Annotated in this window: 25 protein-coding genes; 12 read left to right on the top strand and 13 right to left on the bottom strand. The window is 69.7% G+C overall.

What is annotated here, in order from left to right; genetic code table 11:
* Positions 1-52: 52 nt before the first annotated feature.
* Together ACQP6G_RS14375 and ACQP6G_RS14370 are read right to left on the bottom strand one after the other, a co-directional pair.
* Positions 53-2,446, bottom strand: coding sequence for a hypothetical protein (locus ACQP6G_RS14375; protein WP_429765172.1), 2,394 nt, complete (start codon positions 2,444-2,446; stop codon positions 53-55).
* The gene (locus tag ACQP6G_RS14370; RefSeq protein WP_429765170.1) at positions 2,443-4,527 is read right to left on the bottom strand and encodes a beta-galactosidase; all 2,085 of its coding nucleotides are present in this window, start codon (positions 4,525-4,527) and stop codon (positions 2,443-2,445) included. Before ACQP6G_RS14370 ends, ACQP6G_RS14375 begins: the two co-directional genes overlap by 4 nt.
* 379 nt (positions 4,528-4,906) lie before the next feature.
* Between ACQP6G_RS14370 and ACQP6G_RS14365 the strand changes: the two genes are divergently transcribed.
* The 3 genes from ACQP6G_RS14365 (at position 4,907) to ACQP6G_RS14355 (ending at position 6,203) form a co-directional block, all read left to right on the top strand.
* Positions 4,907-5,161, top strand: a complete 255-nt coding sequence (locus tag ACQP6G_RS14365) for a glutaredoxin domain-containing protein (protein WP_429765168.1) — start codon at positions 4,907-4,909, stop codon at positions 5,159-5,161.
* 25 nt (positions 5,162-5,186) lie between these two features.
* The gene (locus ACQP6G_RS14360) at positions 5,187-5,579 is read left to right on the top strand and encodes a hypothetical protein (protein WP_429765167.1); all 393 of its coding nucleotides are present in this window, start codon (positions 5,187-5,189) and stop codon (positions 5,577-5,579) included.
* A 69-nt stretch (positions 5,580-5,648) separates the two neighbouring features.
* The gene (locus ACQP6G_RS14355) at positions 5,649-6,203 is read left to right on the top strand and encodes a toprim domain-containing protein (RefSeq protein ID WP_429765165.1); all 555 of its coding nucleotides are present in this window, start codon (positions 5,649-5,651) and stop codon (positions 6,201-6,203) included.
* A 70-nt stretch (positions 6,204-6,273) separates the two neighbouring features.
* On the opposite strand, the gene ACQP6G_RS14350 is transcribed toward ACQP6G_RS14355, so the two are convergent.
* Complete coding sequence (locus ACQP6G_RS14350; RefSeq protein ID WP_429765163.1) at positions 6,274-7,506, bottom strand: ATP-binding protein; 1,233 nt, start codon at positions 7,504-7,506, stop codon at positions 6,274-6,276.
* A gap of 250 nt (positions 7,507-7,756) precedes the next feature.
* On the opposite strand from ACQP6G_RS14350, the gene ACQP6G_RS14345 reads away from it, so the two are divergent.
* Positions 7,757-8,287 carry a hypothetical protein gene (locus tag ACQP6G_RS14345; RefSeq protein WP_429765161.1) on the top strand — a complete coding sequence of 177 codons (531 nt, stop codon included), beginning with the start codon at positions 7,757-7,759 and terminating at the stop codon, positions 8,285-8,287.
* 38 nt (positions 8,288-8,325) lie between these two features.
* Here ACQP6G_RS14345 and ACQP6G_RS14340 read toward each other — a convergent pair whose 3' ends face one another.
* Positions 8,326-8,910, bottom strand: a complete 585-nt coding sequence (locus ACQP6G_RS14340) for a recombinase family protein (RefSeq protein WP_429765159.1) — start codon at positions 8,908-8,910, stop codon at positions 8,326-8,328.
* Positions 8,911-9,133: 223 nt separating this feature from the next.
* On the opposite strand from ACQP6G_RS14340, the gene ACQP6G_RS14335 reads away from it, so the two are divergent.
* The gene (locus ACQP6G_RS14335; RefSeq protein ID WP_429765157.1) at positions 9,134-9,697 is read left to right on the top strand and encodes an RNA polymerase sigma factor; all 564 of its coding nucleotides are present in this window, start codon (positions 9,134-9,136) and stop codon (positions 9,695-9,697) included.
* A 5-nt stretch (positions 9,698-9,702) separates the two neighbouring features.
* Positions 9,703-10,689, top strand: coding sequence for a CU044_5270 family protein (locus ACQP6G_RS14330; RefSeq protein ID WP_429765205.1), 987 nt, complete (start codon positions 9,703-9,705; stop codon positions 10,687-10,689).
* A gap of 134 nt (positions 10,690-10,823) precedes the next feature.
* Here ACQP6G_RS14330 and ACQP6G_RS14325 read toward each other — a convergent pair whose 3' ends face one another.
* The gene (locus ACQP6G_RS14325) at positions 10,824-11,132 is read right to left on the bottom strand and encodes a hypothetical protein (RefSeq protein ID WP_429765155.1); all 309 of its coding nucleotides are present in this window, start codon (positions 11,130-11,132) and stop codon (positions 10,824-10,826) included.
* 56 nt (positions 11,133-11,188) lie between these two features.
* Between ACQP6G_RS14325 and ACQP6G_RS14320 the strand changes: the two genes are divergently transcribed.
* A protein-coding gene (locus ACQP6G_RS14320) for an IS3 family transposase (RefSeq protein WP_429765153.1) occupies positions 11,189-12,363 on the top strand; the annotation gives its coding sequence in 2 pieces (ribosomal slippage) (positions 11,189-11,467 and positions 11,470-12,363; 1,173 coding nt in all).
* Positions 12,364-12,372: 9 nt separating this feature from the next.
* Here ACQP6G_RS14320 and ACQP6G_RS14315 read toward each other — a convergent pair.
* The 5 genes from ACQP6G_RS14315 to ACQP6G_RS14295 form a co-directional block, all read right to left on the bottom strand.
* Complete coding sequence (locus ACQP6G_RS14315) at positions 12,373-12,558, bottom strand: hypothetical protein (protein ID WP_429765152.1); 186 nt, start codon at positions 12,556-12,558, stop codon at positions 12,373-12,375.
* A 60-nt stretch (positions 12,559-12,618) separates the two neighbouring features.
* On the bottom strand, positions 12,619-13,026 hold the full coding sequence (locus ACQP6G_RS14310) for a hypothetical protein (RefSeq protein WP_429765150.1): 408 nt from the start codon (positions 13,024-13,026) through the stop codon (positions 12,619-12,621).
* Positions 13,027-13,189: 163 nt separating this feature from the next.
* A complete protein-coding gene (locus ACQP6G_RS14305; RefSeq protein ID WP_429765149.1) occupies positions 13,190-13,507 on the bottom strand; it encodes a transcriptional regulator in 318 nt (105 codons plus the stop codon).
* A complete protein-coding gene (locus tag ACQP6G_RS14300) occupies positions 13,504-14,157 on the bottom strand; it encodes a hypothetical protein (protein ID WP_429765148.1) in 654 nt (217 codons plus the stop codon). Before ACQP6G_RS14300 ends, ACQP6G_RS14305 begins: the two co-directional genes overlap by 4 nt.
* A gap of 291 nt (positions 14,158-14,448) precedes the next feature.
* Entirely contained in the window at positions 14,449-14,763 is a 315-nt protein-coding gene (locus ACQP6G_RS14295) for a hypothetical protein (protein WP_429765146.1), read from the bottom strand.
* A gap of 312 nt (positions 14,764-15,075) precedes the next feature.
* Between ACQP6G_RS14295 and ACQP6G_RS14290 the strand changes: the two genes are divergently transcribed.
* Positions 15,076-15,561 carry an NUDIX domain-containing protein gene (locus tag ACQP6G_RS14290; protein ID WP_429765144.1) on the top strand — a complete coding sequence of 162 codons (486 nt, stop codon included), beginning with the start codon at positions 15,076-15,078 and terminating at the stop codon, positions 15,559-15,561.
* 874 nt (positions 15,562-16,435) lie between these two features.
* Here ACQP6G_RS14290 and ACQP6G_RS14285 read toward each other — a convergent pair.
* Positions 16,436-17,302, bottom strand: a complete 867-nt coding sequence (locus ACQP6G_RS14285; RefSeq protein WP_429765142.1) for a hypothetical protein — start codon at positions 17,300-17,302, stop codon at positions 16,436-16,438.
* Positions 17,303-17,535: 233 nt separating this feature from the next.
* On the bottom strand, positions 17,536-18,879 hold the full coding sequence (locus tag ACQP6G_RS14280) for an IS701 family transposase (protein WP_429765204.1): 1,344 nt from the start codon (positions 18,877-18,879) through the stop codon (positions 17,536-17,538).
* Positions 18,880-19,046: 167 nt separating this feature from the next.
* On the opposite strand from ACQP6G_RS14280, the gene ACQP6G_RS14275 reads away from it, so the two are divergent.
* On the top strand, positions 19,047-19,463 hold the full coding sequence (locus ACQP6G_RS14275; protein WP_429765140.1) for a hypothetical protein: 417 nt from the start codon (positions 19,047-19,049) through the stop codon (positions 19,461-19,463).
* Between the two features lie 649 nt (positions 19,464-20,112).
* Here ACQP6G_RS14275 and ACQP6G_RS14270 read toward each other — a convergent pair.
* Positions 20,113-21,132, bottom strand: a complete 1,020-nt coding sequence (locus ACQP6G_RS14270; protein ID WP_429765139.1) for a LacI family DNA-binding transcriptional regulator — start codon at positions 21,130-21,132, stop codon at positions 20,113-20,115.
* Between the two features lie 112 nt (positions 21,133-21,244).
* Here ACQP6G_RS14270 and ACQP6G_RS14265 point away from each other — a divergent pair, with 112 nt between their 5' ends.
* From ACQP6G_RS14265 to ACQP6G_RS14255, 3 genes are all read left to right on the top strand, one after another.
* On the top strand, positions 21,245-21,619 hold the full coding sequence (locus ACQP6G_RS14265) for an L-rhamnose mutarotase (protein ID WP_429765137.1): 375 nt from the start codon (positions 21,245-21,247) through the stop codon (positions 21,617-21,619).
* A 254-nt stretch (positions 21,620-21,873) separates the two neighbouring features.
* A complete protein-coding gene (rhaI, locus tag ACQP6G_RS14260) occupies positions 21,874-23,055 on the top strand; it encodes an L-rhamnose isomerase (RefSeq protein ID WP_429765136.1) in 1,182 nt (393 codons plus the stop codon).
* Between the two features lie 2 nt (positions 23,056-23,057).
* Positions 23,058-24,023, top strand: a complete 966-nt coding sequence (locus ACQP6G_RS14255) for an alpha/beta hydrolase (RefSeq protein ID WP_429765134.1) — start codon at positions 23,058-23,060, stop codon at positions 24,021-24,023.
* The last annotated feature ends 17 nt before the right edge of the window (positions 24,024-24,040 follow it).

Raw genomic sequence — 24,040 nt, 5'->3', positions numbered from 1 at the left:
CACCCTACGCACCACCGCCCCGCGCCGCCAGAGAATTGTGGCGAGCGGGGGATCACCAGGTCAGCGCGACCGGTCCCATGAGACCCGACGGGCGCCGGTCGCCCTCGTAGTAGTTCGCGGCGCTGTTGCTCACCAGCACGTCGAGGGTGCGGGTGCCCGGGGCGAGCATGCCGAGGTCCACGACGTACGGTGCGGACGGCGCGTGCCCGACGACGACGCCGTCCACGCTGACCGTCGCGGCCTCGCCCACGACGCCGAGCTCCAGTCGTGCGGCGCCCGCGCCGTCCGGCACGTCCACCTCGGCCGAGTAGCGCACGGACCCGGAGAGCCGGCGCAGGCCGGGAACCCGGGTCCAGTCGCCGAGCCCCACGTGCGCGGGCACGACGGCGTCCGGGTCGTCCGCGAACGCGTCCGGGTCGCCGAGCACGCGCTCGACCGTGCCGCGCCAGCCGGTGACCTCGAGGCGGTGCCCCGCCGCCGGGCCGACCGGGGCGACGGGGTGCCCGACGGCCGGGACCAGAGCCAGGGTGCGGCGGCGCTCCAGCTCCAGGAGCACGCGGCCGTGGTCGTCGCGCTCGACGGCGTGCCGGGTGTCGGTGAAAGGGTCCCACCAGCACGCGTCGTCGGGGACGGACGGCAGCCGCAGCCAGGTGCGGATCGGCGCCTCTCCCTCGTGGAAGGCGACGTACCCCGCTCCGTCGGAGAGCACCACGGCCCGCAGGTCGGGCGCGGCGGGCTCGGCGTCCACCACCGGGGCGCCCGCCGCGCGCAGCCGCTCCTTCAGCCTGACGACGTCGAGCGCGGCGGCGTCGGGTACGTCGTCCGGGTCGAGCAGGACGACGTACCCCGCGGCCGCGCGCTCGTCGTCGCGGTCCACGTACCCGAAGTCGACCTGCGCCTCCAGCAACGCACGCACCACCGGGCCCGACGGCGCGGCGTCGGGGCGGCTCAGCAGGCCGACCGGCCAGACCGGCGGCGCGTCGTCGAGCAGCTGCGCCACCCGCCGCACGTACCCGACCAGCGGCGGCAGGTGCGGCCACCAGGAGTTCCACCGGCCCAGGTCGGGCTCGCTCTCGAACGCCCGCCCGCCGCGCACGGAGGAGAAGAACGCGTGCAGCACGGGCGTCGTCACCCCGCGCGACAGGTACCAGTCCAGCAGCCAGCGCGCCTCGTCGAGGCTGAGACGCCAGCCGTACGCACCGAGCACCTCGGTCACCGCCGGCACCCCACCGCGGGCCCTGGCGGCGCTCGCCGCGACCTTCGGCGCCGTGCTCTCGGGGCCGTCGATGCCGCTGGTCGCGGCATCGTCGCCGGGCAGCACCCAGCGCCACACCGTGTCCTGCCCGGGCCAGTGCAGCCGCGCGGCGGTGGCCAGGTCGTCCGGCTCGGCCGGGTGCCCGGTCAGCGCGAGGCCGTGCGCGGCGCACCAAGCGGCCTGCGCGTCGTAGTACACGCGGTGCAGCCGCGCCCGGACGGCGTCGTCCCAGTCACGCACGAACCCCGTGGCGTCGGGGTCCGTGCCGCCTGGGCGCGTGCCCTCGCCGTCCCACAGCTCCGGCAGCCGGCGCAGCACGTCGGCGACGTCGATCTCCAGGGCGGCGGCGACCTCCGCCTCCAGCCCCGGCGTGTACGGGCGGGCGAGCGGCCGGTGCCCGCGGCCCAGCAGGAACGGCTCGTCGGTGAACATCGCGACCACCGTCGTGCCCAGGTGCTCCCCGAGCGCTGCGGCGTAGGCGTCGTGCGTCAGCTCCAGGAACGCCGCGACGGCGTCCGGGTTCAGCAGGTCCGCCGCGGGCGGCGCGAGCGCCGACCCGTCGTCCTGCTCCGCGTGCGCCCCGCGGATCGTGCCCCCGCTGGCCGCGTCGAACACCGCCGTGACGCGCCACGCGCCGGGCGGCAGGTCCAGCCGCACCAACCCCGGCATGCGCACCGGCAGCAGCACGGCGTCGTCGTCGCCGACGACGCCGCCCGCGCCGTCCGACCGTCGTCCGACGACGGCGAGCAGCCGCGCGTCGAGGTCGCGGCCCAGCGCGGGGCGCCAGTACCCGGCGTCCGCGGGATCGTCGCTCGGCGCGCCGGCCGGCACCTCGACGTCGTGCGTCACCGGCACCAGGCACCGGGCGGCGGACGCCGGGTCACGCGCCACGACGGCGCCGTTGGCGGAGCCGGACGGGTACGACGCCTCGTCGTAGAGCATCACCGCCAGCCCCAGCCGGGCGCACTCGTCGACCGCAACGCGCACGAGCCGCAGGAACTCGTCCGTCAGGTAACCCACCCGCCGGCTCAGCCCGACGCGCGCGCTCAGGGTCACGCCGACGAACCCCGCCTCCGAGATCTCCTGGAGCTGCGCGACCACGCCGGCGTCGTCCAGGTCGTCGTTCCAGAACACGAACGCGTACGGCCCCACCGGCCCGACACCGGGCAGGCGCGGGTCCGGGTCCGTCATCCGTCGACCCGCACCACGCGCACGGCGCCGGCGGGCACGGTGAGGCTGCCCTCGACGGTGTCGCCGCTCAGCAGCTCCGTGCCGGCCACCGGGGCGTCCGCCGTGCCGAGCGTCGCGTCGGCGTCCGTGTGGTTGATGGCGAAGAGCCACGATGTCGCGGCACCGGTCGCGCCGTCGTCGGCCCACCGCCGCACGACCTCCACGCCCGCCGGCGCGACGACGTCCGGCCCCACGCCGGCCTCGGCCACCAGCCGCTCGGCGAGCGCGCCCAGGCCTGCGTCGTCGAGCCTCGTCGCGACGTACCACGCCCGACCCGCCCCGACCTCGCGCCGGGTGACCGCCGGGCGCCCGGCGAGAGCGCCGTCGTCGTACGACGCGACCACCTCGGTGCCCTCGGCGACGTGCGTCTTCTCGGTCCACAGGTCGGCCGTGGCCTCGCCCCCGACGGCCTTGCCGACCACGCGGACCGACTCGGGCTGCTGCAGCGGGTGGAACTCCTCGGTGCGCACGCCGAGCAGGTCGCGGAACGCGCCCGGGTAGCCGCCGAGGCGCACGTGGTCGTGCTCGTCGACGATGCCGGAGAAGTAGGTGACGACGACGGTCGCCCCGCGCTCGGCGGCGGCGGCCACGTTCGCGGCGTCGGCGTCCGTGACGACGTACGTCGTGGGCAGCACGACCAGGTCGTAGCCGTCGAGGTCGGCGCCCGGCGGCACGAGGTCGGTCGTGACGCCGAGCCGCCACAGCGACCGGTACCAGGCCTGGACCTGGTCCATGTAGCGCAGGTCCTGCGTGGGGTGCGAGTCGAGCTCCGACCCCCACCACGACGGGTAGTCGACGACGACGGCCGCGCGCGACCGCACCCGCGAGCCGCGCACCTCGCCCAGCGCCCGCAGCGCGCGGCCGAGCGTCACGACGTCGCGCCAGACGTCGGAGTCCCGGCCGGCGTGGGGCACCATCGCCGAGTGGTACTTCTCGGCGCCGGCCTTCGACTGGCGCCACTGGAAGAACATCACCGCGTCCGCGCCGCGGGCCACGTGCTGCAGCGAGTTGCGCAGCATCTCGCCCGGGGCCTTGGGCGTGTTGCGCGGCTGCCAGTTCACGGCCGACGTCGAGTGCTCCATGAGGATCCACGGCGCGCCGCCCGCGACGCCCCGCGTGAGGTCGGCGGAGAACGCGAGGTCCACATGCCGCTCGGGGTCCGCGGGGTACGTGTAGTGGTCGTTCGCGACGACGTCGAGCTCCGGCGCCCACGAGAAATAGTCCATGCCACGGCAGTGCGCCGTCGCCATGAGGTTGGTCGTGACGGGCACGTCGGGCGTGATCTCCCGCAGCGTGTCGCGCAGGTCGAGGTAGTAGTCGAGCAGCGCGTCGGAGGAGAACCGGTGGAAGTCGAGCTGCTGCGTCGGGTTGGCGAACGTCGGCGCGACCAGCGGCGGCAGCACGTCGTCGAACGACCCGTAGCGCTGCGACCAGAAGGCCGTGCCCCACGCCTCGTTGAGGGCGTCGACGGTGCCGTAGCGCGCGCGGAGCCAGTCGCGGAACGCCGCCGCGGCGGAGTCCGAGTAGTCGCGCGACACGTGGCAGCCGATCTCGTTGTCCACGTGCCAGACGGCGAGCGCCGGGTGGTCGCGGTAGCGCTCGGCGATGCGGGTGGTCATGCGCAGCGCGTAGTCGCGGTGCACGGGGTGGGTGACGGCGTAGGCCTGGCGGCCGCCCTGCTGCAGCACGGTGCCGTCGGCCAGCCGGGGGAGGATCTCGGGGTGCTGGCGGGTGAGCCACGGCGGCGGCGACGCGGTGGCGGTGGCGAGCGCGACCTGGATGCCGGCGGAGTGCAGCCGGTCCATCGTCTCGTCGAGCCAGCCCCAGTCGAGCTCACCCTCGCGCGGCTCGATCGTGGCCCAGGAGAAGATCGCCACGCTGAGGATCGTGACGCCCGCCTCGCGCATGAGCTCGAGGTCCTCGAGGCGCACGTCCTGCGGCCACTGCTCAGGGTTGTAGTCGCCGCCGAAGCCGAGGCCGTCGAGGCCGGCGTTCCAGGGGCGGGGGGTCGGGGTGGACTCCGGTGTCGTGCGTCGTCGCATGACCCGAGTCTGTCATGTATCGATTCAACGGGGAAGCGCTTGCCGACCGTGTCGCCTGCGCCACCGCGGCCGCGCTGCGCACGGCCGGGCACGACGTCGAGGTGACGCCTGCGGGGCGGCGAGGTAAGCGCGGGCTGCGCCCGACTATGGGGCTCGTTCCTGCCGCTCCATCATGGCCGCCGCGCCCGGCGTGCAAGCGGGCCACCAACACCGCGTGGCCCACCGGCTCCGCCAGAACTTCCGCGGCCGCGTCGCTGCGCTCCTTACCTCGACCGAGAACTTCTTCCCCCGCCGCCCTAGGGGTTGACACGCCGGCCGCTCACGGCGGCCCTGGCTCCGCTATCAGGAACGATCCCACCGAGTGAGCGAGGAGGGCGTCATGCTCAGCGTCACCGTCTACAGCACCGGGCCAGCGTGCATGCGCTGCAAGATGACCAAGGACAAGCTCGAGGCCAAGGGCGTGCACGTCGACGTCGTCGAGCTGGCTGAGAACCCCGCCGCACGCGAGTACGTCACCGAGGAGCTCGGGTACTCCGAGGCACCCGTGGTCGTCGTCGAGGACGGCACCGGGCAGGATCACTGGTGCGGCTTTCGACCCGACCAGATCAACCGCGTCGCGGCCGCGGCCGCGTGACCGAGCAGCAGGGGAGGAGGAGACCATGACCACCACCGCGGAGCGCATCGTCGCCGTGAACGCCGCCGCCTGGGACTACTGGCGCTGGCACGCCACCCAGTCGGGGGAGTGGGTTACCGGATACCTCGCCTCCCGCGGCCTGCGCGGCACCGTGGCCGGCCAGGCGCCCGCCGGCTGGGCGCGACTCGTGCCCACGCTGCGCCGGCGCGGGTTCACCGACACCGAGCTCCTGGACGCCGGCCTCGCCCTCGAGGCCAAGAACGGCGGAGTGGGCGACGCCTTCCGCGACCGACTGGTCCTGCCCCTCCGTGACACGAGCGACCGCATCATCGGGTTCACCGCGCGGAGGAACCCCGCCACCGACGACGACCCCGACGCGCCGCCGAAGTACCTCAACACCACCAGCACCCCGGCTTAAGACAAGTCGGCCGCCCTGTACGGGCTCGACGCCGACGCCGCGGCCCGGATCGCCCGAGGCGGCATCCCCGTGCTCGTCGAGGGCGCCCTCGACGCCGAAGCCGTACGCCGCGCCGGCAACGACCTCGTACCCCTCGGCCTGTGCGGGACAGCCATCACCGCGGGCCACCTGCAGCAGCTGCGCGACATCGACTCCGCCGCCGTGGGCCGGCTCATCAGTGCGACCGACGCCGACACTGCCGGACAGGGCGCCGTATGCCGACTCTGGAACCTCCTGACCACCGAGGAGACTGCGACCGTGCGCGCGGCCGCCCTCGAGCCCGGAACCGACCCCGCAGACCTCGTGCGGGCCGGCCGGCGCACCCAGCTCCGTGGAGCGCTCGTCAACGACGCTCGGCCGATCATCCAAGCCGCGATTGATGTCACCCTGACCGGGTACGACCTCGAGCACGTCGAAGGCGCCCTAGCGGGCCTGCGGCATATCGCCGCGGCGATCCGAGGTGCTTCTCCCGCGGTTCTTGCGCAGGCGACAGGACACCTCACCAAGCGCCTCGCCGACACCACCGACTACGACGTCGTGGTCGCGGAGATCGTCGACGCTGCGGCTGTTCGCGGGCCGGCCTGAGGGGCTCAACCGGCCGTCACAGCCCTGGCGACCGCGCCACACCACTATCTGGGACTCAACTCCGGCTCCGCTACTGCTTGCTACCGGTGGACCGAGCCCGTCGCTGGCGGCGAGGCGGGATCACAAGGTCAGGCAGGACGCGCAGCATGAACTTGTCGAAGTGTGGAACCGTGAACGCGGCGTAGCCGTGCTGCGGCGTGTAGAGCAGGCCCATGTCGATGAGCTCGGCACGGGTAGGGCCGAGTTGAGTGGACTCGCGTCCCAAGACGGCGGCGACGTCGGCGGCCTTCTGAGGCTCGGGGCCGAGCTCGGCCATCGCCCGAAGGTAGGCAGTCTGCAGCTCAGTGGCGCGGTCGAGCCGTACCCGGAAGAACGAGGAATCGAGCTTCGCTTGATACAGGTCGACGGCGTCCTCGACGTCCGTGCGGGTGATCGGGCTAGTCGGCGCTACACCCCAGATGGCGTACCCGAGTTCCTGCAGGAAGTACGGGTAGCCGCCGGTCACTTCCACTGCCAGGTCGAGGGCATCTGCGTCGAACGCTGCGCCCTCTGCATCGGCGGGCTCGGCCAGGGCGCGTCGAGCGTCTTCGGCGGAAAGGTCGCCGATCTGTGGGAACTTGAAGAGTCGCTCGGCGTACGACTTGGCGTCCCCCGCCAGCTCTGCGATCTGCGGCAGGCCGGCCCCGACGAGGGTGATCGGCAGCCGTCGCTGAACGGTCTTGTGCAGGGCAATGATCAGTGCCTCGAGTTGGGCCCGGCTGAGGAACTGGACCTCGTCAAGCAGCAGGACGACGCCACTTCCCTTGTCCTTTGCCGCTTCGCCGAGCTCGACCAAGACGTCAGTCAGGTCCATCGACAGGTCACCGTGATCGCCGAGACCTTCGATGGCGTCGACATTAAGGCCTGCTTGGAACTGGCCTGTCGCATCGACACTGACCGTGAACGACGACAGCGCGGCGGCTGCCCGTCGGAACCGGTCCGTCCAACGGACTCGAGGCGCGAGTTCGAGGAGTGCGGTGCGCAGCCTGAGCGCGACGTCCATCCGGAAAGCTTGGTCGTCGTGCTTCACGACCTCGTAGTCGAGCACGCTCCAGTCCTGCGCCTGGGCCTTCTCGCGGAACTTCCCGAGTAGGACCGTCTTTCCAACGCCTCGAAGGCCCGTGATGATCATCGACTGCTCAGACCGCCCGCGGGCGATGCGGCGCAGCAGGACGTCGAACGTCTCAAGCTGGTCGTCGCGTCCGACGAGCGCATCAGGGCGCGCGCCCGCGTTCGGCGTGTAGGGGTTTGCCACCGGGTCCATCGCACCAAATTAGCATCCTTACCACGCTTTATTGGAATCAGATAAAGTCGAGTAAGGATGCTAAGACGTGGCAGTCCTGAGTGTGGACGCGGCGACCCATCGCCGCGCGACGCGCTCGCCTGGCCTCACGTCTGTGCAGCAGGCTGGCGGTGGTAGACGGAGCCACGCTTGACGCCACGGCCGGCGACAGTGCACGGCTGTCAGTCGCTCGTCCTACCGTCAGGGTGAAACTCTCATGCAGGAGGCTGCGGTGGACTTGTTCAAGATCCAGCACGAACTCATCGCTGACCGCACGGCTGACGCCTGGTACAGGATCAGGATCGCCGGACCGTCGTTCCACTACCGGTGGGACTTCGGTAGCGGCCCCAGCGGCGCGTTCAGCAACATCAGCGATGAGCACCACAGCCACGCGGTCTGCCGCGAGGAGCCCAACCTCACCATGTCGTGGGGCATGAACGTCTACAGCCGAGAGGAGCGCAACGAGCTCCATTTCGACTGGGCCGAAGGCTTTGTCAACCCCAGCGTCCGGCCGTTCTGGGTGGACTTCTTCTGGAACAACGCACTGATCGACCGGGTAGAGCTCTGCCGGATCGACGGAGGGCATGGAACGATTCCGATCCCCGCCGGGCGCGAGGTCACCGACTTCGAGACCTCCGTGGCATACCTCGTCCACGACCTTGAAGAAGGCCCCGACCACGACCACCCCGGTCGCTACCTCGAAACACTAAACATCAAGCGGATCCGCGACTCCGACCGGTGGGGGGCCGGCTCGCAGCAGTAGGACAGACAGCGCCTCGTCGCAACGCGCTGCAACTCGTGCTAACCAGTCTCGCCGCCCGCTCCGATGCTGACGACAGCATGCCGTCGCACGGTTGAAGTCGACACCCCCAGCACCGCTGCGACCGCGGCTACTGACTTCCCTCCCGCCAGCAGCTCTCGGGCCGAGGACGTGCGGTCGGGGCTCATGACCGACGGACGGCCGCCGATCCTGCCACGAGCACGCGCGGCAGCTAGTCCTTCATTGGTGCGTTCCCGGATGAGATCGGCCTCCATCTGCGCGAGCGCGGCAAGCATGTGGACCATGAACCGGCCCGCCGGGCTCGCGGTATCGATCTGCTCGGACAGGGACCGCAGACCGACGCCACGACGTTCGAGCTCGTCGACGAGACCGACCAGGTGCGGCATCGACCGCCCGAGGCGGTCCAGTTTCGCCACGACCAGGGTGTCCCCGTCCCCCAGCTCCGCCAACAGCCCAGCGAGCACCGGCCGGTCCTGGCGGCGGCCAGACGCCATCTCGACCCGTACATGCCGTCCGTCAACGCCGGCAACGCGCAGTGCGTCGAGCTGCGCGTCGAGGACCTGAGTCGCGGTCGAGACCCGCGCGTACCCGAACGTGATCGCCATGCCCGGAACGGTAGCGAAAACGTGCGACCACAGGTTCTGACACATCCGGGTTTTGACACCAGGTTTTGACCCGGCGTGTCGCGGCGTGTCGCGAGCCACCTTGGGCCATGTCAGAAACGGTCAGTTCTGCGCCACGTCGCGGCGCTGTCGAGAATCGACAAGAACCGGTGTTGCACCTGGGCGCCCCGGAACGATGTAGGGGTGTGAGACAGAGGATGAGTCCGTGACGGCGCCCCCAGACATCGTGTTCAGCGAGGTCTTCCGTGCGCTGTACCCGGATGTGCTGAGGTTCGTGCAGCGGCGCACCGATCGGGACGTCGCTGAAGATCTCGTGGCCGAGGTCTTCGCTATCGCGTGGAGCCGATGGGCTGACGTGCCGAGTGAGGTACGTCCGTGGCTGTTCGGTGTTGCCCGCAACGTGGTCGCCGAGGACCGCCGCTCTCACGGCCGGCGGAATCGCCTCGCGCTGCGCATCGGGGCCGAGCGTGAGCTGCCACAGGACGCCATCGCTCTCGCGACGGCGACGGTGGACCTTCACGTCGCGTGGAGTCGCCTGTGCGAGGCCGACCGGGAGGCACTGGCCCTGGTCGCGTGGGACGGGCTCACCGGTCGCGAGGCCGCCCAAGTCCTGGGCTGCACGCGTGCCGCCTTCTCGGTGCGCTTGTCTCGAGCGCGACGGCGCCTCAAGCGCTTGCTCGCAGACATCGAACCCGAACCTCACGCCGACCCTGCACCGTGGCCCGGCCGGGGAGCGAACTCCGGCGTCGTGGAAGGAACACAGCCGTGAACCTGATGACCGAAGACCCGACACTGCGCCGTCTTGCCGGCGCCAACCCCGCGCCCAACGCTCCGTTGAGCACCGCGGAAATGGCTCGCGCCGAGGCGACGCTGGGACGCATCACGGCCCGCCCCGAGGCCACGCGCAGTCCCGCCACATCGCGGCGACGCTGGTGGCCCCGAGCAGCCGCTGCTGGCACGGCCCTCGCGGCCGTCATCGCCGCCGGCGTGCTCGGCACGGCTCCAGCATCGGCCGAGGCCGTGCTGCTCGAGGCGGCCGACAGCGCCGCCACGCAGACCGTTGGAGACGGCGAGTTCTGGTACGTGCACGAACAGGTGGTCGACTCGGGAATGGGTACCGACGAGGTCGGCCCATACGAACGTGAGGTCTGGCGGTCGCGAGACACGTTCCTCATCAAGAGCGAGGAGTCCGCAGCTCTCGCCGCCGCGGAGCACGGGGAGTCGCTTCTCGACCCTGCGCTCGTGCGGGTGCGCGACCTCTCCGACGCCGCCGAAGGTGGCGGCGCGCCGGGATTCGGAGGGAACCCGCAGTACACGTGGGACGAGCTCGACGACCTGCCGACCGATCCTGCAACGCTGGCCGAGCGGCTCACGCTCGGGCTCCCTGCGAGTGGACACGGACACGACTGGGACGTGTGGAGTCAGGCTGTGAGCCTGCTCCAGGGCAGCCCCGCCCGCCCCGAGCTGCGTCGTGCGTTGTGGCAGGTTCTCGCCGGGCTCCCCGACGTCGAGTTGGTCGGTCGCACCTCTGATTCCGCGGGGCGCGATGCCACGGCGATCCGCGCCGACTTCGCGGATCTCGGTCGCGAGGAACTCCTGCTCGACCCGGCCAACGGCGCGCTGCTCGAGACCCGCCTCTCCGACCGCCAGGGCAATGTGCTCCTGAGCACTACCGTGCTCGACCAGGGCCCCCGAGACACCGCACCGGCGGCAGAGCCGCCTCTCTGCGGTCCGGGATCGGTTCCCGCGAGGTCGTGCTGAGCGTCGCGGGGTAGTTTCGAAACCTCCAGAACCCGATTCTGGTGCGCTCCAGAATCGGTCGGTTCTGGAAGGACGCTGCGGGCGCGGGCGACGGATTCACCCGGTTCGTCGGATCTGGGGCTCGGAAGCAGCAACTACAGGCCGCGCATCTCGGTATCGGCGAGGCTGCGCTCGTTCGCCGGCCGGGACAAGGTACGCACGGCGGCCGTGGCAGGAAGCGCGGAGACCAGGAGGACCAACGGGCCGAAGGGCAGCACCGCGCCGGCGGTCACGAAGGCCATGAGGCAGGCAGCACTGACAGCTGCGAACGTGAGACGCCATCTGCCGGCGCGTACCCCGGCCATGGTGGCGAGCACGATGGCGATCAGCGCGATGACTAGTGCGGCCCACGCCGTCCCGGACTCGAAGACACCACCGGACCGGTACGCCTGGGACTGCTGCACGGATAGGTGACACCTGACCTGTGGTGCCTGCGGGTGCTGCTGGAAGGATGTGTCCCGTGCCCAGACCCCATCCCAAGGAGTTCCGCGACGACGTCGTGGCGATCGCCCGCCAGGGAGAGACCCCGATCAAGCAGGTCGCGAAGGACTTCGGAATCAGCGAGTCGTGCCTGCGCAACTGGCTGCACCGCGCTGATGTCGAGGACGGCGCGAAGCCTGGCGTGACCGCGTCGGAGTCTGCGGAGCTGCGTGAGGCGCGCAAGCGGGTGCGGCTGTTGGAGCAGGAGAACGAGGTGCTGCGTCGTGCGGCGGCGTACTTCGCCCAGGCGCACCTGCCGGGAAAATGACCTACCCGCTCGTGAGTGAGCTCGCCGTAGCGGGGATCCCCGTCGCGGTGACGTGCCGGGTCCTCAAGCTCGCCCGCCAGCCCTACTACCGATGGCTTGCCAACCCGGTCACCGTCACCGAGCTCGAGCAGGCCTACCTCGCGAACGCCCTGTTCGACGCCCACGCCGACGATCCGGAGTTCGGCTACCGGCTGCTCGGTGACGAGGCCCGCTCGGTGGGCCACGTGGCGTGCGACCGCACGATGTGGCGCCGCTGCGCCGAGGGCGGCTGGTGGTCAGTGTTCGGCAAGAAGCGCGGCTCCAAGGGCGGCAAGAAGCCTGGCCCGCCCGCACACGACGACCTCGTGCGCCGCGACTTCACTGCCAGTGAACCCAACGCCCTGTGGCTCACCGACATCACCGAGCACCCCACCGCCGAGGGCAAGGTCTACCTCTGTGCGATCAAGGACGTGTTCTCCAACCGGATCGTGGGGTACTCCATCAGCGACCGCATGAAGTCCTCCCTGGCCGTGGCCGCCCTCGAGAACGCCGTCGCCAGACGGGCCATCGAGGGTCGTGAAGTAGCCGGCTGCATCGTGCACAGCGACAGAGGCAGCCAGTTCCGAAGCCGGAAATTCCTGGCGGCGCTGCGCGCCCATGATCTGGCCGGATCCATGGGGCAGGTCGCCTCCGCGGGCGACAACGCGGCCATGGAGTCCTTCTTCGCGCTGCTGCAGAAGAATGTTCTAGACCGGCGCCGCTGGACCACCCGTGCCGAGCTACGGATCGCGATCATCACCTGGATCGAGCGCACCTACCACCGACGCCGCCGCCAGGCCCGCCTCGGCAGGTTGACCCCCATCGAGTACGAAGCCATCATCACGACTCAGGTCGCACTCGCCGCCTGACAACCGCTGTCACCTATCCGTGCAGCAGTCCCCCTCGAAGTCATCAACCTGGTTGCGCGCGTAGGCGAGATCCTCAAGCCGGAAGGTGTCGCGCCATGCGAGGACGTTCTCGCACATCAACCACGTTCCGGCCATGACAGCGACGATCACGGCTCCTGTCCCCACGGCGGCCCACCGCTCGTACTTCGCGTCCATGCTCGTCCCCATCTCTCGCGGTGGATCCGAATACTCGCACGGGCGGCCCGGCCGCTGTCGTCAGGTTGTGGGATGAAACGAGGTCGACGCGGTCGGGTCGTGGGGCACGACGACGATCTGAACGTCGTCCTCGTAGATCACGCGGCCCGGGTCGTCCGACTCGATCCGGACGCATTCCACGCCGTGCGCGCTGAGGATCGCGAGGTATGGCGGCACACGATCCAGGAGGTGGGTAGCCGACTCCTTGAACCACGCCGTGGCGCGCGGGTGCGCGGTCTCGTCGTAGACGGAGGGGTCGGTGTCCATCGGATCCGGATAGGCCGCGTTGTACCAGTCGTTCCCGGCCCGCCACGTCGCGTGTTCCGCGGGCGTCAGGTGCCCGGCACGTCCGAGGAGGTTGGCGAGCCCGAAGACGCCGGTGTGTACACCGCGCTTGCCCGGGAGTGGCGACTGGAAGCGGACGAACATGACCGCAATCTCACCACAAGCTGCGCCTCACCGAGCTGCCGTCCGCCCTGCCGCCATGGCCGCCCCCGTCGGGTTTTGAAGCATCCAGAACCCGATTCTGGCGCGGCTCAGAATCGGTCAGTTTTGAGGCAAGGGTGGCCGTTGTCGAAGGCCTACAAGGCGCCTAACGTTCGGTGGTCAGTAGGAGCTGGCGGAGCAGTTCCACTTCCGACCTCAACGCGCGCCGACCCTGTGCGGTGATGCGCACCCAGGTGCGGTTGCGGCGTCCGTCGGAACGCTTACGCAACGTCACGTGGCCCGCTTCGACCAGGACCTCGAGGTGACGCCCCAGATTCCCGTCGGTCAGTCCGAGAGCCTGCTTCAGGTGGCTGAAGTCGGCCTCCTTTGTCTCGTTGAGGATCGCGAGGATCCCGAGGCGGGCGCGTTGGTGAACCGTCTCGTCGAGAGCTGCCAACGGGTGGCGTGCATCCTGGGCAGTCACGGCAGCACCGCGGGAGGAGCGGCGGCGAGAGCACGACTTTCGCGCAGCCAGACCATCAGGGTTGTTGCTGCGAGGCCGAGGATCACGACAAGCATGACGACCTGTGTCGGCCACGGACCGAGAAACTGGGCATGGTTCTCGAAGGTGCCGAGGTTGGCGAATGGCCCCACTGCCATGAGGACAAGGCCAGGGACCCAGAGGTAGGCCTCGCGCATGCGGGCCCCGAGTACCGTCAGCCCAAGGCCGAGGAAGAACACGGCGCCGAGGAACGACAGAGCGAGAAGGCCCCAGGGGAACACGATCAGGAAGCCCAGCGAGATGATCGCCATGATTCCCCAACCGTCGTGGCCAGGCCCGACGCCCGTGCGCCATGCGCGCACGCGTGCGACGACCCAGATCACGAGGTAGACGGCGAGCGGGAGCAATGGAAGCAGCGTTCGACGATCGTGCGCGACAACGGCCCAGCCGCCTCCGGACCACTCGATCTCCGTCGTGTGCGCCAGACGGATGAGGAACAGGACGTCGAGCGCGAGCACCAAGGCCAGCGCCAGCGTGTGGATCAACAGGGGGATGAAGACCGCGTGGCGGGCGGCTCGCTCCCGGCGACTCAGTGAGTCCAGGAACGCGGGAAGCGTATCGGCGTCGCTCATGGATCGGACTCTGTCATGCAGAGTAAACCGCCGTCAACACTCTGCAGCGCAGAGTCATCGCGTCGAGGTGGCCGCTGCGCTGTCAGTAGATGCGGGCGCCTCGCGAGGTGCGGACAGTGCCGCGCACCGTCGCGGCAGTGGGCCAACGTGGCCTGAGCCGGGCGGACCTCGCAGCGCTCCATCGCGCGAGGCCCTGACGGCCATGCGGACGCCAGGAGTTTCGAAACATCCAGAACCCGTTTCTGGCGCACCTCAGAGTCGGTCGATTTTGGATGGCCCTGGCGAAATCGGTCACAGGGCGAGTGCCGCATCCATGGAGCTGACGAACTTGTGCATCTCTCGCGCGTAGTCGATCTCGCGCCGTGTCGCTGCGCCGAGATACCCCCCTTCGCTGACCACGCGGACCTCGTCCGCGAGGTCGATTCGCCGGAGGTGGAGTTGCCCGAGGGCCTCGCGTGTTGTCGGCGTCAGCGCCCCATCGATCGGTTCCGGCCCGAGCACGATTACGCCCAGCGCAGTCAACCGTCGCCGCTCCGACTCGAACAGATCCTGGAAGCGCAGGGAACCGCAGAGGCACACCACCTTGGGCCGGCCATCGACGTCCACTCCCGTGTCTCCTCGCTGCAATGCGTCGGATGGAAGCGATGCTCCACGACCGTTCCGGCCCGGGCAAGTCCCAAACCGGTCGGTTCCCGGCTCGTCCTGTCGGGGCGCGCTACGCGACAAGATCGCCGAACCTCCCTGTCGCCCGGAAGCGTCTAGGTGACTCCAGGTGCGAGCTCTTGGGTCAGATGCAACTCGTACTCATTGACTGGTAGAGGCGCGTGCTCGTGTGGTGCGAGTTCCCCGGGCTAGGACCTCAGAGTCGGTCGGTTCTGACGCTTCGAGGCTGGGCGTTTAGAGCGCGGCGAACCCGGCATGATGGAGGCCATGTCGGTTGATCGCTCCTATATCCGGGTGAAGGCCATGCTCGTCGCGCCGAGTTTCGACGGCTCCCGCCACCTCGTCAGCTACAACGTTCCGACCAGCGAGAACCCCGCGGGCTACCACCGCCTGATCGGCGGCAGTGTCGAACTGGGGGAGACACATCGGGAAGCGATCATCCGTGAGGTGGACGAGGAGCTCGGAGCGCGCATCCTCGACCTCACCTACCTGGGCATGGTCGAGAACATCTTTCGGTACGACGGCGAGCTCGGCCATGAGGTCGTCGCTCTTTACTCCGGCCAGTTGGACCCACCGCCAGCCGCCGACGGCGGAACGCTCACCGAGTCGGACGGCTCGGTCGTTCCTGTCGTCTGGCGCCCGTTCGATGATGGCGAGCTGGCGGTGCCGCTCTACCCGGCAGGGGCGATCGACCAGATTCACGGCTCGCTGGCGCAGGTCGTCCCTCCCACGGGCAACTGACCACTTTCGAACTCGCACCAGTCAACTGGTAAAGGTGCGTGCTCGAGAGGCGCGAGTTCGGCGGGGGCCGGAGACGACGAGGGCGGCGGCAGGGAAGACCTCTACATGTCCAGCAGCACCACCAGGCACGAGGACATGCCCCACGACATAGGCGGCGAGCTGGGGTCTGCGTGAAGCGCATGGGACGATGTACGAGCGTGGTGGACGAGGCTCGGGGTTGGGGAGCGGTGCGCCACGACCCGGGTCGCGGACGTCTGGCACCACTATCCTTTACGCACGCAGGGAGCTGGACCTCACCGCCTCTCCTTGGCGGCAGATCTGGCCCCACCCGCCAGCATTGCGTGGCCTGGCTTACCCTCAAGCTAGATGAACTCCCGAAATATGTGAGAGGACAAGGATGCCCAATCAGAGAAATCGGCGCATCGTATTCCTGCTGCTGGTCGGAGGCCTAATCGCGACCTCGGTGACGTCGTGCTCTTTACCGGGATCGGGGCCCTGCACTCCTACTGATCCGAAATTGACTCCCAGCCGTGTCACGGCAGGTGACGAACTTGAGATCACGGTACCTGGACTCGTCGACGGTGACCGCTGTTCTCAGAACTTGCCTCAATCAGCAGAATACGAAGTTCAGTTGTGGCCATTCGACGGTGGAGGCCATCAGATTATCGGTTTGCTCGACCCTGACAATCTAGGGGCAGCGAGTGGAACGGTCCGTGTGCCCGTCGACTACCCGCCAGGCGACGCCATAATTCGGGTAGAGGTGAATGGGGTGAGCCTACGTTGCGAGCAGTCCGAGACCGATGAATGTGCGCGTTCAGAATCGAAGGTTCGTGTCAGCAGCATGGAGGGCTGACACGAACCTCCGATGCCGGGCCTAGTTGGCCGATCGCACCGCGCGGTCACCAGCCTGGTCCGCGATGGTCACCGTCGCAGGGAGTTTCGAGCCACCAGAAGCGAGCCGTCCAATTTCTCCGTCCATGCGCCAGGCTGCCTGACCTCCAACGATCATGTACTGATCGCTTGCGGCGCCCCCCGGTGCCGTCCACTCTCGAAGATAGGTGAGGTACGTCGCGTCCGACTTCAAGAGTTCGGCTGCATCGACTGCGTACTGGGAAATGTCTCCATCTTGACGAATTTCGATGATCTCTCCAGGCTCCACCTCGCCAACGATCGACTCTGTCACTCTGGCTTGAGTTACGGTAAATGACACGTTGCCGATGCGTTCGACGCGCGACGCACCCGTCGGCTTAACGACCACGGAGACCTTAGCTTCACTGCTCACCTCGTCGAGGGTGTCGAAGCTGTCGGTGTAGTCCAGCACAATTGGCCGCGAACCCGGCGCGGGTGCGGGGGTGGCGAGTTGGTTCCGCGTTTGAGCAGAGGGGATCACGTTGTTCGAGTACAACTGATTAATTGCCTCTCGTTCGGGCGTCTGCGGAGAGGTGCGGCTGCACTCTTGCCTCGGCTTCCAATAGTGATTCATAAGCATCACATTTTCGCAGCCTGATTCCCAGATATCCTCTGTCTGATCAGTCGGGTGCGCCAACCCGATTACATGGCCTAGTTCGTGGGCAGCAGTGCTCCGCTTCATCGTGAGTGATGCGGTCGAGAATTCAGAGGAGTTCATCTCGATGAACTGCATTCGGTCATGAAAGAAGGTGAGCATATCGCAATTCTGGAAATCTGGCGCCCGCCCGGACCAGTCGGTGTCGCCGTAGTCCATCACCTCGGCCACGATCATCGCAGGCCCGAAGTTGATGGCTTCTTCTAGGTCGATAGTCGTTGGCCCATCCCATGCACTGGCCGCATAGCGGAATATCTCGCTCCACTCATCATCCAGGGCTGCAGGGGTGTCGCCACCAACAGTCCAACTGGCCCAAGGGTGTTCGAACTCACACCCCGACCACCTTGCCGATGCGGTCGCCGTTTGTGCGGTGGCGAGTGAACTCCCTGCTGCCAAAGTTGCAACTAGTACTACAGCCGTAGATCGTGACGTTGACCTGCGCGGATGCGTCGATGGTAGTGCGCGGCTCGGGCCCGGGCTTGGTGGCGTCGTCGCCAGGTGGACCAGTCCAGGACGATGCCGATGCTTTTTGTCACGACGCCGTTGAGGGCGTTGAACAGGCGTCGGGCCTCTGCGACGGTGATCGCGATCAGCCCGGGTCGGCGTTCGGCGTCGCTGCGCGCGATGGCGGCGATGACTGTGAGGAACGCGTGGGCGAGCATCGCCAGGGTGGTCCATCGGTGCCAGGAGTCCCAGCGGCGGACTTGGTGCTGGTCGAGGCCGACGAGTCCTTTGGCAGCCTGGAAGTTTTCCTCGATGCGCCACCGCTGTCCGGCCACGCGCACCAGCGTGGCCATCGGTGTCTGCTCGGGGGTGTGGCACAGGTGGTAGGCGAGCTCGCCGGTGGCGTCGTTGCGGCGTACCAGCAGCATCTGCTCGCCGCCGGTGAGCGAGTCGGTCTCGGCGGCGGGCCTGTGGTCGGGCTCGATGCTGATCAGCGCCCAGGAGTAGTAGCGCGGACCCTTGGACCCTTCGCCCGCCGAGTACGTCTGCCACGCCGAGTCGGGCATGCTGGCGGCGAGGTCACGCACGGGCATCTTCCCGGCGCGGGTGGTCACCTGCCGGGAGGCGGCGACTTGCATGACGTAGCCCAGGCCGTGGGCACGGACGGCGGCGCGCAGCTTCGCATCCCCGCCGTAGACCTCATCGCCGGCGACCCACGCCGCCGGGGTGCCGGCCGCCACGGCACGGTCGATCATCGCCGCGGCCAGCTGTGGCTTGGTCGCGAACCCGGCCGCGTCCGGAACGCCGGCACGCTGGCGGCGGGCGGGGTCGTCGCACCAGGACTTCGGCAGATACAGGGCCCGGTCGATGAACGCGTGCCCGGCCGGGGCGGCGTAGGTCAGGTAGACCGCGACCTGCGCGTTCTCGATTCGGCCCGCGGTGCCGGTGTACTGACGCTGCACCCCGACGGTGGCGGTGCCCTTCTTCAGGTCTCCGGTCTCGTCGATCACGAGCACCGCACCCTCGTCGGCGAGATGGTCCAGCACGTAGCCGCGCACGTCGTCCCGGGCCCCATCGGCGTCCCATGCCGCGCGCCCGAGCAGGTGCTGCAGCCCGTGCGGCGAGGCGTGGCCCGCGTGCTCGGCGATCGTCCAGCAGTTCTTGCGCTCCAGCGGCGCGATCAACCCGGCCACGAAGTCTCGCGCGTGAGCCAGCGGCTCACGGCGGGCGAACCGCCCCGAGATCCGTCCCACCGCGGAGGCGAACTCCGCCTCCCACCGACCAGCCGCTACCCTGCGATCCGCGGCCACCGCCACGGAGTCGTTGTTCCACACAAGCATCGAACCCTGACGCGGTGGCCGTCCCTACGTCCAGGCCGTCTCGCAGCATCAGCGCAGGTCAGAGGTGCGCGATCCGCGACTGACCTACCACGCTGAGCTCCTACATTTGGGCGCTGCGAGTCTGCCAGGATGAGGCCATGGAAGACGTCCGCGCCCATACGACTCGACGGCCGGGCGCAGCCCTGACACCGCTCGAGTCCGCTCTGCTGGAGCGCATCTGCGCGGGTACCTGGCCAGGGTCTGAGGAAGCCAGGGCGCAACTCGTCCACGCGCGTTGGGGTGGCAAGGACCACGACGGCGACGCGTGCTTCCTCATTGATGTCCCTGCCGGGGCAGATGTGCCGAGGATCCCGTCGCGCGCAGGCGGTCCGATCGAAGCTCTTTCTGTCGTCGACGGGGACGAGCACCTGGGTCTGCTCGAGCTGTGGGTCGACGACGGCCGACTCCACTCGCTCGACTACAGCACCTTCAGCGACACGGCCAGCGAGACACTGCCCGAAGTTCACCTGCTCGACGCCAGCACCGCCCACAACGGCATGGAACAGAGTAGGTAAGCCGCCCGCCGCGATAACCGCCGAAGGGCAGGCCGTCGGACATCACGATCTACGGCTGTAGTACTAGTGCGGTGCTTACGAGGGCCGATCGTAGCGCGCGCCGAGATGTCATCTGCCGATCTCCTTTGAGCTGGCTGAATGCCCCCTGTGTGATGCAAGGTAGAGCGGTTGAGTGTCGGGGGCAACCGGTGCGGCGCCACGGGTTGGGGGCAGCCGATCCTGAGCGCCCTGCAGGCGGCGGGGCCTGCGGAGGCCGGAGCAAGACGGCAGGGTCACCCGGGCGCGGACGCCACAGGCCCGCGCTAGAGGTGCGTGCTCACGAGCACGGAACCGCCCTTTCGAGGAATCGTGCATCTGATGCACGAAACGCAGGGCGACCTGCGGCGAGGCGGCGCGAGTCGACGGCGTTAGCGCGCCCAAGGCGACGGACTGTGCTGCTGACCTGCAGCGACGCTGTCATCGCACCTAGGTGCGAGTTCTTGCATCAGATGCAACGCGCACTAGTCCATAACCGATAACCTGGATTATGACGATAAGCCTTTTTGGCCCGCTTTGAGGTGCTCTGAGCCCGGATGGCCGGCACCCACTGGTCTCGGTGGGCCGGCGCGCGCGGAGCGCGGGGTCGCGGTCGGCAGGCGGGGGCTGCGGCTCAGCCGACGCCGGTCGTGGACTCGCGGACGACGAGCTCGGGCTGGAACGTCACCTGCTCGACGACGTCGTCCGGGTCCAGCAGCAGGTCCGCCGCGCGGTGGCCGAGCTGGTGCGTCGGCTGGCGCACCGACGTCAGCGGCGTGGCCAGCTCGCCCGCGAAGGTGACGTCGTCGTACCCCACGACCGCCATGCCGGACGGCACGGGGACGTCGGCGGCGCGGAGCGTGCGCAGGGCGCCGAGGGCGGTGAGGTCGTTGACGCACATCGTGGCCGTCGGGCGCTCGGCAAGCGCGAGCACCTGCTCGGTGCCGGTCTGGCCGCCGTCGGCGTTGAGGGTGGAGATCGTGATCTCGACCAGCGCCTCGACGGGGTCGAGGCCGAGCTCCACGAGCGCGTCGTGCAGGCCGGCGCTGCGGTCGGCGCACTGGCGGATGGTGTGCGGGCCGTTGAGGAAGGCGATCCGCTCGTGCCCGAGGTCGACGAGGTGGCGTGCGGCGGCGGCGGCGCCCGCGCGGTCGTCGACGGCCACCGACGACAGCGTGTCGACCGGCGACGGGCGGTCGAGCAGCACCACCCGCAGCCCCCGGGCGCGGAGGGTCTCGAGGTGCTCGAGGTCCTGCGTGGCCGGCACGACCATGACGCCCTGCACGCCGTGCTCCTCGAAGAGGCGCAGGTAGCGGGCCTCGCGCTCCGGCTTCTCGTCGGAGCTGGCGAGCATGAGGGTGTAGTCCGCCTCCTCGAGGCGGTCCTCGATGCCGCGCGCCACGTCGGTGAAGAACGGGTTGGAGACGTCGAGCACGATGGCGCCCGCCGTCGTGATGGTGCCGGCGCGGAGCTGGCGCGCGGACCCGTTGGGCACGAACGCGAGGTCGTCGATGGCGGCGAGCACCCGCTCGCGCGTGGCCGGGGAGACGCGGTCCGGACGGTTGAGCACGTTCGAGACCGTGCCGACCGACACCTTGGCCTGGCGCGCGACGTCGCTGATCGACGCGCGGCGGCGGGGGGCGGTCGTCGTCATGGGCTGCTCCTCGGGTTCGGGCGCGTCGTCGCGCCTGGGCTCCAGCGTAGAGGTACCTGGGTGCCGGCCTGGTTGCTGCCCGGCGCCGTCGCGTGTTGCTAGGTTTCATGCTATGAACCGTTTCACCGACGACGGCGCAACGACGCACGTCTGTTTCGTGTCCCGCGTACGACGCGACCGCCTCGACGAGTACAAGGCAGCGCACGCCGCCGTCTGGCCCGAGATGCTCGAGGCGCTGGCAGAGACCGGCTGGCACGACTACCGCCTGTTCCTCGGCGCCGACGGCCTGCTCGTCGGCGTCCTGCGCACCGATGACTACGAGCGAGCCCAGCGCGACATGGCCGCCCGCGAGGTGAACGAGCGCTGGCAGGCCGCCATGAAGGACTTCTTCGAGCCCGCCGAGGGGCGCCCCGACGAGGGCTTCGTCCAGCTCGAGGAGGTCTTCCACCTGGAGTCCCAGCTCGACGCCGCACGCCGCGCCGACTGACCGCCCGCGACCTGTCAGGACCACGCGCACGTACACGCGCTCTTGGCCCTGACAGCTCCCAGTGCTCGGGAGCTGTCAGGGCTACGTTCACGTAGACGTGCTCCTGGCCCTGACACGTCGGCGGGCGAGTGGTCGAACGTGCGCAGACGGTTGACGCCGCCTCGCACCCCACCTAGGCTATGAAACGATTCAAAGCGCGGTCGCTCCGCCGGCCGCACCAGCACCGCGCGAGGGAGCGCGGACGAGGAGGAGACATGACGGCGACGACGCCCGTGCTCGACGCACGGCTGCGCAAGGCCCTCGGCGAGCAGACCATCGAGCTGCCCTCGTGGGCGTTCGGCAACTCGGGTACCCGGTTCAAGGTCTTCGGCACGCCCGGGACCCCCCGTGACCCGTACGAGAAGATCGCGGACGCCGCCCAGGTGCACCGCTACACGGGCATCGCGCCGCGCGTGTCGCTGCACGTCCCGTGGGACCTGGTCGACGACTTCTCCGACCTGGCCCGGCACGCCAAGGAGCACGGCGTGACCATCGGGACGATCAACTCGAACCTGTTCCAGGACGACGACTACAAGCTCGGCTCCCTCACGCACTCCGACCCGGCTGTGCGCCGCAAGGCGATCGCCCACCACGTGCAGTGCGTCGACGTCATGCGCGCCACGGGGTCCAAGGAGCTGAAGGTCTGGCTGCCGGACGGCACCAACTACCCGGGCCAGGACTCGATCCGCGCCCGCCAGGACCGGCTCGCCGAGTCGCTCGCGGAGATCTACGCCGAGCTCGACGACGACCACCGCATGGTGCTCGAGTACAAGTTCTTCGAGCCGGCGTTCTACCACACCGACGTGCCGGACTGGGGCACCTCCCTGCTGCACTGCCTCGCCCTCGGCGACAAGGCGAACGTCGTGCTCGACACGGGCCACCATGCGCCCGGCACCAACATCGAGTTCATCGTGGCCCAGCTGCTGCGCCAGGGCCGCCTCGGCGCCTTCGACTTCAACTCGCGCTTCTACGCGGACGACGACCTCATGGCCGGCGCCGCGGACCCGTTCCAGCTCTTCCGGATCATGCACGAGATCGTGCAGGCGGACGCACTGCGCCCGGAGTCGGGGGTGAACTTCATGCTCGACCAGTGCCACAACATCGAGGAGAAGATCCCCGGCCAGATCCGCTCCGTGATGAACGTCCAGGAGGCCACGGCGAAGGCGCTGCTCGTCGACGCCGAGGCCCTCGACGCCGCGCAGCGCTCCGGCGACGTGCTCGGCGCCAACGGCGCGCTCATGGACGCTTACAACACGGACGTGCGCGGCCTCCTCGCCGACCTGCGCGCCGAGCAGGGCCTCGACCCCGAGCCCATGAAGGCGTTCGCGGCGTCCGGCTACCTGGCGCAGATCGCGTCCGAGCGTGTCGGCGGCCAGCAGGCCGGCTGGGGCGCCTGAGCATGACGACGACGGCGGGCACGACGGCGGACACCGCGCCGCCCGTCCCGGCGGACCCGGACGCCGCGGTCGCCGACCGCGTGCTCGCGGGGCCGCACGGCGACCTGCGGGTGCGGGTCTACCGGCCGGCGGGCACGCCCGTCGCGGGCCTGGTGTGGGCGCACGGCGGCGCGTTCGCGCACGGCGACCTCGACATGCCCGAGGCCGACGGCGTCGCGCGCGGCCTCGCCGCGGCGGGGGTCGCCGTCGTGAGCGTGGAGTACCGCCTGGTGCCCGCGCTCGACTACCGCGCCGCGGGCGCGACGCCCGGGACGGACGGCGTCCGCTTCCCGGTGCCGTCCGAGGAGGTCGCCTTCGCCTTCGCGTGGGCCGCCGGGGGCGGCGCCGCCGACCTCGGCGTCCCCGCGGGACGGTGGTCTCTGGGCGGCGCGAGCGCCGGCGGCGACCTCGCCGCGGGGGCGTCGCTGCGGCTGCGGGACGGCGCGGCGCCGCTCGGCACCCTCAGCGGCGCCGTCGGGCCCGACGGCGTGACCCCGCGCAGCGTCGTGCTCGCCTACCCGGTGACGCACCAGGAGCTGCCCTCGCCCAGCGCCGAGCTGGCCGCCAAGATCGCGGGGCTGCCGCCGGAGAAGGACTTCCCGCCGGCCGCCGTGCGCGCGATGAACGGCAATTACCTGGGCCACGACGGCCCGGCGACGTCGCCCTACGCCTTCCCCGGCGGCCAGGACCTGCGCGGCCTGCCGCCCACGCTGATCGTCAACTCCGACCTCGACGCCCTGCGCTCGGGCGGCGAGGCCTACGCCGCGGAGCTCGCGGCCGCCGGGGTGGACGTCTTCGTGACCCGCGAGGACGGCACCACCCACGGACACCTCAACCGGCCCGCCGAGCCCGGCTTCGCGCGCAGCCTCGCGCGGATCTCCGCCTGGCTCACGACGGACGCCCTCGTCGGCACCGCGCACGAGCGCTGACCCCCGTACCCCTCACC

It is taken from the genome of Isoptericola nanjingensis (assembly GCF_050311635.1).
In the GTDB taxonomy this organism is placed as follows: domain Bacteria; phylum Actinomycetota; class Actinomycetes; order Actinomycetales; family Cellulomonadaceae; genus Isoptericola; species Isoptericola nanjingensis.
This window is presented reverse-complemented; position numbering and strand designations above follow the sequence as displayed.

Bases quoted from the DNA above. Each gene is read 5' to 3' on its own strand.
- ACQP6G_RS14375 (WP_429765172.1), bottom strand. From the start codon at position 2,446: ATGACGGACCCGGACCCGCGCCTGCCCGGTGTCGGGCCGGTGGGGCCG.
- ACQP6G_RS14370 (WP_429765170.1), bottom strand. From the start codon at position 4,527: ATGCGACGACGCACGACACCGGAGTCCACCCCGACCCCCCGCCCCTGG.
- ACQP6G_RS14365 (WP_429765168.1), top strand. From the start codon at position 4,907: ATGCTCAGCGTCACCGTCTACAGCACCGGGCCAGCGTGCATGCGCTGC.
- ACQP6G_RS14360 (WP_429765167.1), top strand. From the start codon at position 5,187: ATGACCACCACCGCGGAGCGCATCGTCGCCGTGAACGCCGCCGCCTGG.
- ACQP6G_RS14350 (WP_429765163.1), bottom strand. From the start codon at position 7,506: ATGGACCCGGTGGCAAACCCCTACACGCCGAACGCGGGCGCGCGCCCT.
- ACQP6G_RS14340 (WP_429765159.1), bottom strand. From the start codon at position 8,910: ATGGCGATCACGTTCGGGTACGCGCGGGTCTCGACCGCGACTCAGGTC.
- ACQP6G_RS14330 (WP_429765205.1), top strand. From the start codon at position 9,703: ATGACCGAAGACCCGACACTGCGCCGTCTTGCCGGCGCCAACCCCGCG.
- ACQP6G_RS14315 (WP_429765152.1), bottom strand. From the start codon at position 12,558: ATGGACGCGAAGTACGAGCGGTGGGCCGCCGTGGGGACAGGAGCCGTG.
- ACQP6G_RS14310 (WP_429765150.1), bottom strand. From the start codon at position 13,026: ATGTTCGTCCGCTTCCAGTCGCCACTCCCGGGCAAGCGCGGTGTACAC.
- ACQP6G_RS14300 (WP_429765148.1), bottom strand. From the start codon at position 14,157: ATGAGCGACGCCGATACGCTTCCCGCGTTCCTGGACTCACTGAGTCGC.
- ACQP6G_RS14290 (WP_429765144.1), top strand. From the start codon at position 15,076: ATGATGGAGGCCATGTCGGTTGATCGCTCCTATATCCGGGTGAAGGCC.
- ACQP6G_RS14285 (WP_429765142.1), bottom strand. From the start codon at position 17,302: ATGATCGTGGCCGAGGTGATGGACTACGGCGACACCGACTGGTCCGGG.
- ACQP6G_RS14275 (WP_429765140.1), top strand. From the start codon at position 19,047: ATGGAAGACGTCCGCGCCCATACGACTCGACGGCCGGGCGCAGCCCTG.
- ACQP6G_RS14270 (WP_429765139.1), bottom strand. From the start codon at position 21,132: ATGACGACGACCGCCCCCCGCCGCCGCGCGTCGATCAGCGACGTCGCG.
- ACQP6G_RS14265 (WP_429765137.1), top strand. From the start codon at position 21,245: ATGAACCGTTTCACCGACGACGGCGCAACGACGCACGTCTGTTTCGTG.
- rhaI (WP_429765136.1), top strand. From the start codon at position 21,874: ATGACGGCGACGACGCCCGTGCTCGACGCACGGCTGCGCAAGGCCCTC.
- ACQP6G_RS14255 (WP_429765134.1), top strand. From the start codon at position 23,058: ATGACGACGACGGCGGGCACGACGGCGGACACCGCGCCGCCCGTCCCG.